The organism is Candidatus Niyogibacteria bacterium, assembly GCA_016432485.1.
GTDB lineage: Bacteria > Patescibacteriota > Minisyncoccia > HO2-45-28 > HO2-45-28 > HO2-45-28.
The window spans coordinates 727,346-740,242 of sequence record CP066691.1 but is presented as its reverse complement, the minus strand read 5'-3'; the positions used below and the strand labels follow the sequence as shown (position 1 = coordinate 740,242).

Below are 12,897 nucleotides of genomic sequence, written 5' to 3'. Positions count from 1 at the left end.
GACAACCTCCTTTTCGCGTAAAACTCCTTTTTATTTCTACGAAAAATAAAGAGGGCTGTCAAATTTGACAACCCCAAACATTCCGTCTATAAAACCGTCCTTTCAACTTCTTTATCTTTACAAGTATAACGAACTCGCTCCTTTTTAAATTCCGGCTCCGTCCCTTCCCAAAAATGTTTCCACTGCGGCTTCATATTTACTTCTTCGTATTCGGTTGTCTCAAGGGCAACACATCCGCCGCTCAAAAACTCAAGGCCGATTAAAACCTCCGGAATATGCTTTGTAAACAAAGTTCTGCCTTCATACTCATGAACAAGATACAACCCGCCGTCCGCGCTCCTTTTTTCGTCAATCACGATATGCGGAGGATGATATAGATGCTTGTTGAGCAGTCTGCGATATTCTATGCCGCTTTTGCTTTTGATATATAGTTCAGCCATGCCCCACTTCGTGGGGCTGAGACGAGCTCCAACCACAAAAAACTTGTGCTTGTCCGTAAAATCCTGAAAATCGTCGTCGGAAAGAAAATTCAAAAGCAGGCGGTCGTCAAAATATTTTCTGGCTTCAAAGAGAACTTTTTTAGCAAACCCTTCTCCGGAGCCGCAATTGTAATGTTTCCTTATTTCCGCGTCTTTAATCAACTGATATCCGCGAGACAATTTTCCGCGCCTTGCCATATCTTCAATAAATTCAAGCATATGCTTGCCGAAAGCATAAGGATTAAGTCCGATCCTCGGATCAACAACGACTCCGGCATTAACCTTGGCATAATCCGTTTCGCGGGTTTTAATCCTTTCGTCCGGTATAAACAGCCTTTCGTGCCACAAACTGGCCCAGCCCTCATTGCAATTTTTTGTCCTTATCTGCGCCTGAAAATAAAGATTTGTCCTTCTGACCACTTGGAGCACGTCTTTCATCCATCTGTTTTTTTCTTTATTCAAAAATTCCGAGTTTTCCGCGAGATGCTCAAAAAGGTCTTTTGGCTTTGGTTTATGATTCTTTTCCTTCCACTTCCTAAACACGTCATTAAACTCCGGAAACCTGCTTTTAAGATAGTCATCTTCAAAGAAAGCGACTTCTCCGCGTTCTCGTCCATGATTCCTAAGAAAGAGATTACGGCGTTCCACTTCGTCAAAAAAGAATTTCAAATCAATGACTTTTGCTTCATAACGCTGCTTAAGAAAATGCCCGAAATAAAAGTCTGTTTTTTCGGAAACTCTCCCGAAAACCTCCGGCGCATCTTGCCTTGAAGCTTCTTCCAGTTCGGGGTAATAGCCGACGAGATTTCCGATGGCGCTCGAAAATTCAATGACATAATCAACCCATCTTTTTTCGGCTCCCAATTCCTTTCTTATGTGGTTAATTAGCCGTTTGTCGGCCAAAGCCTGCCCGCAAAAATCATCGTCCCAGGTTTTTCGGAAAAATATATTATTCTGAAAAAAGTCTATGTGAGCCAAAACATGATAAAAAATCATAACATTCAGCCAGTCAGCGTTATCGGCGTTATAAAAAGAAATCGGGGGCCTTGTATTAATCACTGTTTCATAGGGGTTATGCGGAAAGGCCTCATAAATCCATTTACTTCTCACCACTTCAAGATCCTGAATCCAGTGGTCATATAGAGTCGGAATCATAACTTTAGGACTCAATTCAAGCATATCGCGGTTGGTAACAAAATATTCCAGAGTGTCGTCGGGAAATACCAAGCCCGCGGCTCTGGCTCTTTTTTTGCATTCCTCCATATCTTTTTTTGCCGCCGGATCTAAGAGCTTCATGTTCATTCCTCCTTAATCCTGATCCACAAGCGCTTTTATCGCTTCAATATTCATCTCTTCAGTCACCTCCTCGCTTGACATAACATGCATTCTGAAAACGTCGCGCTCCTGCAAGATTCCTCCCTCTTCAATATATTCCTCAAAGGTTGTTTTTCTGCCGTTCGCGATATGATAAGGATGCTTAAAAACCGTAACACCCATCCGATTCACATATCCAAGAATTTTCTTAAGTTCCGCAAGAGTCTGCCCGCTGCCTTTTACCCAGTCATCGCCATCAGTGCCTTGAAACACGTAAACGTTATAGTCTTTATCCAAACTTTCGCCTTCAACAATTTCATTTATTTTTTTGTATCCGGAAATGATTGATGTTCCTCCGCCAGAACTAAGCTTAAAATACTGACGAGCGGAAACTTCTTTGGCCTCAGTATCGTGAACTACGAATCTCGGCACAACCATTCTTTCATACTGAACCAAAAGCCAGCCGTATATATCCAAATGCTGTGAAATAAGCGCTCTTGTCGGTTCGCCATACATTGAACCGGAATAGTCCCGGAGGAAAAAGACAACCGCCTGCGACTTCCAGACCCTTTCTCTTGAAAGCACGCGAAAAACTTTGTCTTGCGGACCCACTATCATCTTTGACGGGTCAAGATTATCCTCGTTAATTCGTCCGAGAAAAATATTTGTGCGGACAATTCTCTTTAAAGTTTCTTTTTTGTCCAAAAGCTGGCCCGAGCCCTTATGCCTGTCGATCAGGTCATAAACATACTCGTCTGTCGGAATCTTTTTACGTTTTTCTTTAGTATTGGGAAGCTGAAGCTGTTCCATTCGTTTTTTACCCGCTTCATAGGCCTCTTCTTCAAATCCATGATCGCCCGACTCCTGGCCCGCGTTTTTACCGGGGTCCTGTCCATCTCCGTCACCGTCTCCGTCGCCGCCGGAATCGCGCAAAGGCTCTTCCCTGATTATATCCCCGATTTCGCCGTCGCCGTGTCCAATCGTTTCCCCAATATCTTTTTCTTTTTCATCCGACAATTGAGAAAGCTGAGCTATGTTCGTTGGCTCAAATTCTCCATGCACAAATTGTTCTTCCTCAACATACGGAACCACGATTATCTTATTCGGACCAACAAGTATTCTCCTGAATTTTATTTTCGGCTTAAATCCGTCATCTTCGCGTTTCTTGTCTCTATTTAAAAGATCATCGAATGATTCAAGGGCTGAAATTTTAGCGGATAGTCTTTTGTCGCGCCCGGCTCCAAAAAGCTTTTCAAGGCGTTCTTTCGCCGCCGAGTTCTCGCCTAAAATATCCAGTTCCGTCATAAACTCTTTAACCACTGTCCGCCTCCTTTCAAAAAGCTCCGCGAAATCCACTTCCAGGCACATATTACAACAACAAACCCCACAAAAAAAGCCCACGCAGCTGCGCGGGCTTAAATCGCGATTTTATTCTTCGTCTTCTTTCTCGCACCAATACTCAATTGTTTTTTGCGCGCATGTTCTGCAATAACCCATCTTAAACATAGTATCAATCATTCTGTTGCGAAGCCGGGCGTTTTCTTCGTTTGTAGGATTGGACAGAGCGCCAATGAGTGAACCCGCGCCTGCGAAATCCGACTCCAAACGCACCTCGGTCACTGCCTTGATAAGCCTCTCGTTATCCATAAAATCGTAATCGGGATCAATGGTTGCTTTTTGACCGTAAATCCTTCTGATGGATGTTCTGAATGAATCTCTTGTTTCTTTGGTATTAAGACCCAGGCGGGATTCAACGCTGTTAATATATTTCTCATCTATTTTAAGCGGCTTTTCTTCTCCGGTTTGAGGATCTTTGGGCCTCCATATCTTATCCGGACCCAATGCGTCCGAGTCAAAGCCTATAATCATGTTGACATAGATCATAACATCTTTACGGACAGCCTCGGGGTCATCGCGAAAAGCGTTATAAATACCTGTTTTAATTCTTTCTCGGTAAAGCTTGCGGGCAATGGCTATGTCTTTCATAAACTTTTCACGGTCAGCGGGATCATAGCCAAAATCTATTACTTCCCTTTCCGCCGCCTTAAAGCAATCGTAAGCAAAAAGACACTTGCCCTCATGTGTTTCGGGCATAGCAAGCATAATATTAATAAATCTTCCGAGGCCTCTGTGTCCTACGCCCCTTTGCCCCCAGCGCTTGGTAACATCGGTGCTCGCGTTCAAAGTCCCCTTGATTTCCGTTAAGGTCTTGACGCTTTTATCACCCGCAATCTCGCCGGCCTCCAATTTCATTGTCTCAACCGGAGTAAGCTGGTCGCTATGAGGAAGGCGGGTAAGAGTCACCGCGACCGATAAAGCGTAATTGAGATTGGGATCTTCGTGCATCTCTTCGCCGATAACGGTGGACTTCTTTTCCACACCAAGAGAATAGCGGGTCAAAAGCTGCTGAAGTTTGTAATCGGTGCAGTGGGAAACATAGCAAACCCTGCTGCGGTCTTTAATCGGACTTTCGCTCTTCTCGGCCACAAAATCTTTATATGAATCACTGTTGCTGGTGCCGATAATCAGCATATCCGGGTACCAGCAAAAGCCCCTTAATTCAATAATTCTGTCCTGAATAACCTGAAGAAAAACCTGCACAAGGTCTTTTTTGATTCTGAAAAACTCGTCCAAAAAGAGAATGCCTCCGCCGGCAACGCGGGCAATCACTCCCCGGCGGACATTATATCTGTACGGATGCGCGGCATCTTCAATATCAAGCATGCGTTTTAGGTCTTCATCTCCCAAAATATCCTCGGCGGAAGAAGTAATCTTGTCTTTAGCCGAATATTTGCCGGTAAGAACGCCGGATTTTTTATTGCCGATTTTCGCCGGAACAATTTTTACGGACCCAAGAGCTTTCTCAACGTCGCCGTCATAATGGACAAAAATTTCGTTCCAAATATGTTCCGTGCAAGCCCCCAGAGGTCTGTAGTTTCCGAATAATTGCTCTATTCTCTGTTCACCAAACCCGAACTTGAGCAAATACTCCTTGTTTTCGTCAACAGACTCAAATAAATTCATGGCCAAAATCACCGGATCTTCAAATGTCTGCGATTGGGCGAAACGGATTCCTCCGTATCCGCCAAGCTGGTCTAAATTTGCAAACTCAAAAGTATAGCGCCTGTTTTCCGGGAGGGAAGTAAACCTTTTATACCTGTCGCAGATATAATCCACGAAAAAGGTTTTTCCGTTTCCGGGCTCACCGACCAAAACAAAGGCCATTTCTTTAGATGGTCCGCCTTCGGCCGCGTCTTTCGTAAAGTTGACAAAATCATTTATTTCGTCAAGCCAGCCGATTATGTGTTTTGGACCTTTGCGGAAAAATCTGAAATCGTAAGTTGTTCTTCCGGCTATTGAAACCTTATCCACGCCGTCAGCCAAAACCATTCTGGTTACGGCCTGATTCACGTTCTCAAACCTTCTTTCACTTTTAAGCACGGCTTGAAGGTGATATTTCAGCCGCTCGTTTTCCCGCACCTCTGCCATCGTTGCCTCCTCCTTAAAACGGATGTTTTATTTCAAATTTCAACCCATTTTCAGCATATATTGGCTTGTAAATTAGTCAAGGAAACGATAATATAAAATATGATGCGCCCGCCTTGACTTCATCGCGATGGGCACATAGCTCAATGGCAGAGCGCCAAGCTTATACCTTGGTGGTTCCAGGTTCGAGTCCTGGTGTGCCCAAAATCTCGACAAAAAAAATTCTTCGCTTTGCGCGAAGAATCAAAAAGTGATTATAATTTTATAATTAGTTTATCGTGTCATATTAGAAATCTGAATAAGTTCTTGTATATTCTCCCCCAATTTAGGAAACAAATTTACCAGCGCCTCGAGAATTTCTGGCAATGCGAGATAAAAAATCGGCATCAAATGTCTTGAAAGCCCGCTAACATTATCTGAAGAAATATCTAATACATTCTGTTGAATCCCCATATCATACAATCTAAACAACATTCTCCCTTTCCATCCAGATGACGCATCAATCCTAGACAAAATACTGCAGGAATAACTCTCAAGCGGTTCTCTAAAATTGATTTTAGTAATCTCTGATCCTGATGATAAGCGATCTAGTTCGCCGCTTTCTGTAAGAAATCCTTCTATAATTTTTAAAAATCTTTTAATTTCGTCTTTGCGTTTATTAAGACGTTCGGATGTATTAAGGATATTTTGAATATCCTGTAAAACAAATTCAGGCGCTTTTTCCATTTTTTCTTCCTTTATCAAGGAACGCGGCCTATCGGCCCTTAAATATGCCGGCTTTCCGATGGACATTTCCATCGTGTCGGCCGTGAATATCTTATAATAAAAGATAAAAAAACACAATATTGACTTGATTTTAATTTAATTTTTATTAAAATCTTTATAGAAACCCCGTCTGCAAAAATGGAGTAAAACGAATTGCCTCATGAGCATGACGCGGCGCGAAATTTAAAAGATCTGCCTTATTTCCGGCTTAATCTCTGTTTATCGGCGCTCATTATTCTTATCCAGCTTACCGGCGGAATATTATCCGGAAGCAAGGCCTTGATCGTTGACACGGCTCATGTATTCACCCACGCCGCGACTGAGGTCTTGGTCATTATCGCTCTTTGGACCGGAAGCAAAAAAATAGACAGGGTCGGTTCCCGGCTTATTATTTTCCTGCTTCTTTTCTTGTTTGTCCCTTGGCTTATGTGGGAAGCGGTGGAGCGCTACTTAAAACCGGAGAGTATCATAGCGCCTATTATGTTTTGGGCAACCATATTGGGGCTCTTGGGCAACGCGGCGCAAAGATTCATAGTGCGCGGCCGGGGGCTTTCAAGCAAAAGCGCGGACAGATACAAATTATGTCTGGACACCGACATCTATAGTTCTCTTGGAGTTCTTTTAGGAGCAATAATCATTTATTTTAACCCCGCTTGGTTGATTGTTGATACTTTAATCGCTTTCGCTATCGCCGTCTGGATAATCCGGAAAGTCATAAAAATGGCCTAAAACCCCCTCGGCAATGCCCGCGGGGTTTTTATTTTAATTTTTAAAGTTTTATTGGTCTACATTTTAAGCCGTTTCTAACGCCGTTTTAGGAATCAATCCGAAGGATTTGACCAGATTATTAAATTCATCGCGCTCTATGGTTTCTTTTTCAATCAAATATTTGGCAATGGCCTCCAAAATGTTTTTGTGCTTTTTTAAAAGCTCGGTGGCCTTTTTGAATCCTTCGCGCATAAAACGGCTCACCTCGCCGTCAACCTCGGAAGCCATTTTTTCAGAATAATGCTGGCCGCTGGCAATCTCCCGTCCCAGAAAAACCATATCCTCGCCCGAACCGAGGTTAACCGGCCCGACTTTCTCGGACATTCCGTACTTGGTCACCATATCTCGGGCCACGGCCGTGGCCTGTTTCAAATCGTTTGACGCGCCGGTGGTCAGTTCTCCGAAAATTATTTTTTCGGCCGCGTATCCTCCAAGCGACACGGCAAGCTCGGCCAAAAAATGAAGTTTGGAATATAAATGACGGTCTTCTATCGGCAATTTAAGAGTGTAGCCGGCGGCGCGGCCTCTGGAAATTATTGAGACCTTATGCACCGGATCGGCCGCGGGCATCGCTGTGGCCACCAGCGCGTGTCCGGCTTCGTGATAAGCCGAGATCTTTTTTTCATCGGGCGTTAAAATGTGGCTTCTCCTTTCCGGTCCGAGCATGACTTTTTCAATTGAAATCAAAAGGTCCTGCTGGATGATGTGTTTCTGGTCTTTTCGCGCGGCCAGTATCGCGCCCTCGTTCATTAAATTCTGCAGATCAGCGCCCGAAAAACCCGGCGTCCGTTCGGCCACCACGCGCAGGTTAACTTCTTTTGCCAGAGGTTTTTTAATGGCATGTATTTTTAAAATCGCCTCTCGCGCTTTAAGGTCGGGCAAATCAAGGATAACCCGACGGTCAAATCTTCCTGGACGCAAAAGCGCGGGATCCAAAACATCCGGCCGGTTAGTCGCGGCCATCACGATTACCGATTCATGCGGTTCAAAACCGTCAAGCTCCACTAAAATCTGATTTAAGGTCTGCTCCCTTTCGTCATTACCCCCTCCCAATCCCGCGCCGCGATGGCGCCCGATAGCGTCAATTTCGTCAATAAAAATTATGGCCGGCGCCGTGCGTTTGGCCATTTTGAAAAGATCGCGAACACGGCTCGCGCCGACTCCAACGAACATTTCCACGAATTCGGATGCCGATATGTGGAAAAACGGAACGCTCGCTTCACCCGCCACGGCTCTTGCCAAAAGGGTCTTGCCCGCTCCCGGAGGACCCATCAGCAAAACCCCTTTGGGGATGCGCGCTCCGATTTTTAAAAACTTGGCCGGGGTCTTTAAAAACTCAACAACCTCCCGAAGCTCTTCTTTGGCTTCTTCAACTCCGGCGACATCCGCGAAAGTGGCGCGGTCTTTTTTGTTGTCGGGCATTATGACCCGCGCTTTTGAGCGTCCGAAAGTAAAGGCTTGGACATTGGCCTGTTTGACCTGGCGCGAAATTAGCCAGAAAAATAAAATAATCAAAAGAAAGGGCGCCAAAAACGGAAGAATCGCTCCGACCCAGAAAGCGAAACCCGTGGGATTTTTTACGGCTATGTCTATTTTGGAAAATTCTTCGGTGGTGACGCCGTAATTTTTAAGAGTTTCGGTAAGTCCGGCCTCCGCCTCTTTTTTAGAGACGAATTCCCGTTCTCCGGCCGTAAAAACTTGAAGCGTGTCGCCGGAAACTTCAATGCGTTCAACATTACCCGCTTTAATTTTTTCAGCCAGAGCTGAAAGCGAGATTTCTTCAACCTCCTTAAATTGCTCCAAAATCATGGGGTAAAGCGTGGCCAATAAAAGAAAAATAAACAGGGTTATAAAAATGTTCCTGGAAAATAGTTTCATACCAAAATGATAAAATAGATTTTTGATTTAAACAAGTAAAAATATTGAAGGGGCAGCTCTTTGAGCTGCCCCTTCGGGCTACTTCGTCAGAAAACCAAAACTAGAAAAAGATAATTTCGTCGGCCACTTTTTCAAGCGCCCTTGAAAGATGTCCCATCGGAGCGGCCACGACCACTTTCTTGCCGTGGTCTTTGGCATAACAGGCTGCGTCGAGAAAATCTCCATCTCCTGAAACAAAGACAATGTGCGATATGTCATCGTTAAAAAGAGCGATGATATTAACCAAATTGCTCATTCTCGCGTCAACCAGGTCTTTATCCTTAGTCTTATCGACTCCGTTATGCAGATTTCTGGGACAGACAATCAATAGATGACGATAAATGAGTGAGAGGACCAGCGCGCCATCTAATCGATGGGACGGTATAAAACTGAATTTGGCTTCAATCGTGCCAATGTTCACCAGAGGTCCTTCCAAGCCGACTATTGCGTCAACGGCTTTAGACGCGCTCATCAAAGTAGTTTCTATATTGACGAAATCAACAAGCAAAACCAGCCTTGGCTTTTCGGGTTTTTTCCGATCTGCCGCCGTCTTCGGCGCCGGTGTTATCGCGGCCGTCTCTTTATTTTTCTGTGGCGGCCTTTGAGCGCTTTTCTCTTGCCATTCGCGGCGGAGGATCCGCAGGCTAACAATTTTTCGGCCCGTCCTTCCGCCAAGAATCTTTTCCAGATAACCCGCATCACAAACTTCTGAAAGAAGTTTGCCTATCACTTCGCGGCCCAATTTCAGACCGCTCTTTTTGGAAATAAAATCAATTACTCCCGGTTCCTCATTATCCCACCTATTTCCCTCTCCGGCTTCTGAAAGAACCAGATCAAAAATCTTTTTAGCCTTTCCCCTGTTTTGCGGATGAATTTCCATTTACGTTCCTTTCAAAAAAACGCCCCGGAAGGAGGAGAAAATCCTCCTTCCGGGGGCAGGTGTTATTGACGTCAGTCCTGTGTCGCCGGTCCTCCGGCTTCGTCAGGAGCGTCCGTCGGTGGGAACTCCCAAATCTTCGGCGTACGCCTTCATCTCCTCCTCCGTGGCGTTTCCGGAGTCGAAGCCCTTGCCCTTCTCCTTGGCCCGCTCGGCCTTGGTTCTGGCGTAGCGCAAGAAGTTGCGCAGGGTCTTATCCAGACCCGCGAAATCCTCGCCCTCCGGCATGAACCCGAAGCTCTCAGGCGGGAAGAAATCTTCCGCAGGGTGGGCTTCCACGACCCGGATCTCGCCGGCCTTGCGCTCCACGAGCGCCCACGGATGGGGCACATCGTTGAAGCGGAGGTGCTTGACGAAAGCCACGCCGTCGGCGCCATCCAGCAGGAAGGCTTCGTGCTCCACCGTCGCCTCGGCCTTGGCCTTGTCGGCCTCGGCCTTCTTGGCCATGTTGGCCTCGTGAAGGACGAAGGCGCGGTTCATCAGGCTGTGAAGATGGATGGCCGCTTTGAACTGATCTTTGGGCAGGCGCTCGGGCGAGATCCTTGGCCCTCTGCCCTCCGCATCCCTCTCGAACCCCTTCTGAACGGAGGGAACGATAACGGCCACCTGCCAGGCGATGGCTTCGGCCAGGATTCTCGACCTCTCAAAGGCGCCGAGAGCCCCCACGGCCACGAAGGTTCCACCGTCAGAAACCACCTTGAGGTGGCCTCCGAAGTAAGTCCATGGCACGCGTTCGCCGGTGTCCGTCTTCCTTGTGCCCTTTTCGTCGGGCACGTAGAAGACGTAGGTCCCGGGCTGGCCGGAGAGGAGGTCGTCCCACTCGCGCGAGACGTCCTTGGTGAACGCCTCGAGAGCAGCCTTTCGCTCATCGTACTGCTTTTCCTTGGTGACGCCGGAAAGCTGGTGAAGAAGCTGGAACGCTTCCTTCACCACCGGCTCCATGCCGGTCGGAATGTGGGCCGGGACAAAGAACTTCTTCCCGACCTGCACCCGGATGGTGACGACCTTGTTCCCCTCGGGCTCCCCGACGAGTTTGAGGCCATCATCCTTCATGCCGAGGTGATTGAGAACCTCGAACATGTTGGGCGACCCGCCGTTTTCCACGGCGCGGGCCACGAACTCACGGGCGTAGAGCCAGCGAGCGCGACCCCGCAGTTCGGGGTCCTGAACGTCCAGGATCCTCTCCTGCAGAATCTGCCGGGCCTCCTCGGCTCCCGCCTTGGAGCGAATCCGCTCGAGAAGCATCTTGACTGCCGACGGCACGGCCTCGAGGAAGGAGGCTGTCTTCTCCTCCCTCCTTTCGGCGCGCAAGCGCTCGTCCTCCAACTCCTCCGCCGGCTTGATGCCGGTGAGATCGGGGATGCCGAAGCCGTCGTCATCCGACGGTTTCTTGGCGGCCTTGCCTCTGACGACGAGGCCACCCACCGCCAAATCGCCGAGGGTGCCGAGGCTTCCCTCTTCCGCTGTTCTGTGCTCACTCTTGGGCTTTGCCACGTTCCTCTCCTCCTTGGAGATATGTTGCTTTGGGCTCAATGCCCCTTTCGCCTGTGTTACGAAAAAAACGCCAAAAACAGGTGTCCTATGTGTCTTTTCTCCTTATCTGAAAAGTTGACAAAGACCTTGTGCCAACCCATTCACATTGAACAGTGGCATTTTACTCTCTCTATTATATCAAAAAAAACGGCCTTGTCAAGTGGTCATGACAAGGCCTAAAAATTCTTCCTTATATTAACGAGTCATTTCTTCAATCGGAATCATGTCGCCAAGTTGGAGCGGAACGTCATCCGCCTCCACCCTCTTTACGAAAATGTGCAGCTGAACGCCCCTTTCTTCCGCCTCAATCTTGTAAAAGATGGTTTCAAGCGCTTCGTCAATCCTGACAAATGCCGGCTCAAACTTTCCGGAAAGGCCGGGGAATGCCAAATTGACATAGTTTCTGTCGCCGGGGTCGCCCTCTTCCCACAAAGAAAAACCAAACGGCTTTTCTTCGCCTAAACGGGCCATTGTCATCGGCAAAACATGAGTTTTGCCAAAGCGCGCCGCTTCTTTTCGCCTGAAAACCAGACGCTTTCTTGGAAAGTCGCCGTCAGGCGAGAAGCGGGACGAAAAAACAATGTTGCAGACATCACTTCCCTGAAAAGCAGGGTTGTAAAATCGCGCCATCTTTTTTCCATCTTGTCCCCTATAATACCTGTCCATTTCCCTGGGATAGCCGGCCGGAGGTATCAGCAAACGACGGCTTTCCGGATTGCTCTCCGCAAGAAATGTCGTTTCAAAGGCGATTTTCAGAGCTGATCCGTGAACTCCTGCCGGAAACTTGAGCCAAGCCAGATTTCTTTCGTAAAAAGCGGATATTCCGAATGAACCGCTTACGGCCAGCCTCCTTGCGTCGCTCATAGGCCCGCCCTCCGCGCAGACAGCGTGTCAAAAATGTGGTTTAAAGTATCTACATGACGCCTGATTATCGCGCCCAGGTTATCAACCATTCCGCGAAGAGACGACCTCCAAAAACGTCCGGCCTTAAGCTGGGGGTCAAATTCCAGCAAGCGCTCTTTGTAAACATTGCAAGTCACTGTGGCCAGAGCGATGAAACGCTGGCGAGCGGCAACACGAATATCAAGATCAGAAATATCAGTCCTCATCAGAAACTCGCCCATTTTCCGTGAAGCCTCTCCGAAACTTTCAATGATACAATGTGCGTATGTTTTCGGGTCGGCTAAGAGTTCAAAAGCGACCGGCAGTTTTTCTGGCAAGGGTTTGCCGTACAAAATAACGGGGCAGATGATGGAGGCGAAGACAAATTCTCCATACTCTTTCGTGCCGTCAAAAACACGGGCCTGCTGGCCATCAGGAAGGTCAAGAAGATGAAGGTTCGTTACAGCTTCAACCAACTTTCTCTTCAAAAGATCAAGAGTTTCCTCATCTCCCCGAAGAAGAGCTTTGAGCGCCTTTTTGGACATACCAGAAATTTCGCGAACCAAACTGTGGCCCTTTGGGACATTCCGTCGCTGTATATCAAGCACTAACTCAATATCGGTAGGTTTTGTTTCTTTGGCGGGTCGATATTCTTTAAAATCGTTAAGAGCCTCGTTCAGTTTTCTTTCAAATTCCTCTGCCATTTCATCTACGGTTCTCCAACCATTGCCTTCCGGCCACATATGCTCCTCCTTTCCTCTCCGTTGAAAAAAATGATATTTAAAGAACTCCGCCCCGAAAACTTTTTTAGACCTT

10 protein-coding genes and 1 tRNA gene are annotated in these 12,897 nt (G+C 47.1%); 2 read left to right on the top strand and 9 right to left on the bottom strand.

Annotated features, from left to right (window positions below):
• Nucleotides 1-86: 86 nt before the first annotated feature.
• Genes HYY55_04125 through HYY55_04115 form a run of 3 tightly spaced genes read right to left on the bottom strand, consistent with a single transcriptional unit; the run spans nt 87 to nt 5,282 of the window.
• On the bottom strand, nt 87-1,775 hold the full coding sequence (locus HYY55_04125; protein ID QQG46119.1) for a SpoVR family protein: 1,689 nt from the start codon (nt 1,773-1,775) through the stop codon (nt 87-89).
• 12 nt (nt 1,776-1,787) lie between these two features.
• On the bottom strand, nt 1,788-3,161 hold the full coding sequence (locus HYY55_04120; GenBank protein QQG46118.1) for a DUF444 family protein: 1,374 nt from the start codon (nt 3,159-3,161) through the stop codon (nt 1,788-1,790).
• Between the two features lie 60 nt (nt 3,162-3,221).
• Nucleotides 3,222-5,282, bottom strand: coding sequence for a serine protein kinase PrkA (locus HYY55_04115; protein ID QQG46117.1), 2,061 nt, complete (start codon nt 5,280-5,282; stop codon nt 3,222-3,224).
• A gap of 129 nt (nt 5,283-5,411) precedes the next feature.
• Between HYY55_04115 and HYY55_04110 the strand changes: the two genes are divergently transcribed.
• A tRNA-Ile gene (locus tag HYY55_04110) sits at nt 5,412-5,483 on the top strand.
• 69 nt (nt 5,484-5,552) lie between these two features.
• Here HYY55_04110 and HYY55_04105 read toward each other — a convergent pair.
• Nucleotides 5,553-6,005: a hypothetical protein gene (locus tag HYY55_04105; protein QQG46116.1), complete on the bottom strand. Its 453-nt coding sequence runs from the start codon at nt 6,003-6,005 to the stop codon at nt 5,553-5,555.
• Between the two features lie 192 nt (nt 6,006-6,197).
• Here HYY55_04105 and HYY55_04100 point away from each other — a divergent pair, with 192 nt between their 5' ends.
• Nucleotides 6,198-6,773, top strand: a complete 576-nt coding sequence (locus HYY55_04100) for a cation diffusion facilitator family transporter (protein QQG46115.1) — start codon at nt 6,198-6,200, stop codon at nt 6,771-6,773.
• A gap of 63 nt (nt 6,774-6,836) precedes the next feature.
• Here HYY55_04100 and ftsH read toward each other — a convergent pair whose 3' ends face one another.
• The 5 genes from ftsH to HYY55_04075 form a co-directional block, all read right to left on the bottom strand.
• Nucleotides 6,837-8,690 (bottom strand): ATP-dependent zinc metalloprotease FtsH, encoded by a 1,854-nt coding sequence (gene ftsH / locus HYY55_04095; GenBank protein QQG46114.1) that lies wholly within the window; start codon nt 8,688-8,690, stop codon nt 6,837-6,839.
• A 100-nt stretch (nt 8,691-8,790) separates the two neighbouring features.
• Nucleotides 8,791-9,609 carry an NYN domain-containing protein gene (locus HYY55_04090; protein ID QQG46113.1) on the bottom strand — a complete coding sequence of 273 codons (819 nt, stop codon included), beginning with the start codon at nt 9,607-9,609 and terminating at the stop codon, nt 8,791-8,793.
• A gap of 102 nt (nt 9,610-9,711) precedes the next feature.
• Entirely contained in the window at nt 9,712-11,160 is a 1,449-nt protein-coding gene (locus HYY55_04085) for a hypothetical protein (GenBank protein ID QQG46112.1), read from the bottom strand.
• 234 nt (nt 11,161-11,394) lie between these two features.
• Entirely contained in the window at nt 11,395-12,063 is a 669-nt protein-coding gene (locus tag HYY55_04080) for a hypothetical protein (GenBank protein QQG46111.1), read from the bottom strand.
• Nucleotides 12,060-12,824 (bottom strand): hypothetical protein, encoded by a 765-nt coding sequence (locus tag HYY55_04075; protein QQG46110.1) that lies wholly within the window; start codon nt 12,822-12,824, stop codon nt 12,060-12,062. The genes HYY55_04080 and HYY55_04075 overlap by 4 nt, the downstream gene beginning before the upstream one ends.
• Between the last annotated feature and the right edge of the window lie 73 nt (nt 12,825-12,897).

Bases quoted from the DNA above. Each gene is read 5' to 3' on its own strand.
- HYY55_04120 (QQG46118.1), bottom strand. From the start codon at position 3,161: ATGTGCCTGGAAGTGGATTTCGCGGAGCTTTTTGAAAGGAGGCGGACA.
- HYY55_04105 (QQG46116.1), bottom strand. From the start codon at position 6,005: ATGGAAAAAGCGCCTGAATTTGTTTTACAGGATATTCAAAATATCCTT.
- HYY55_04090 (QQG46113.1), bottom strand. From the start codon at position 9,609: ATGGAAATTCATCCGCAAAACAGGGGAAAGGCTAAAAAGATTTTTGAT.
- HYY55_04115 (QQG46117.1), bottom strand. From the start codon at position 5,282: ATGGCAGAGGTGCGGGAAAACGAGCGGCTGAAATATCACCTTCAAGCC.
- HYY55_04075 (QQG46110.1), bottom strand. From the start codon at position 12,824: ATGTGGCCGGAAGGCAATGGTTGGAGAACCGTAGATGAAATGGCAGAG.
- ftsH (QQG46114.1), bottom strand. From the start codon at position 8,690: ATGAAACTATTTTCCAGGAACATTTTTATAACCCTGTTTATTTTTCTT.
- HYY55_04125 (QQG46119.1), bottom strand. From the start codon at position 1,775: ATGAAGCTCTTAGATCCGGCGGCAAAAAAAGATATGGAGGAATGCAAA.
- HYY55_04080 (QQG46111.1), bottom strand. From the start codon at position 12,063: ATGAGCGACGCAAGGAGGCTGGCCGTAAGCGGTTCATTCGGAATATCC.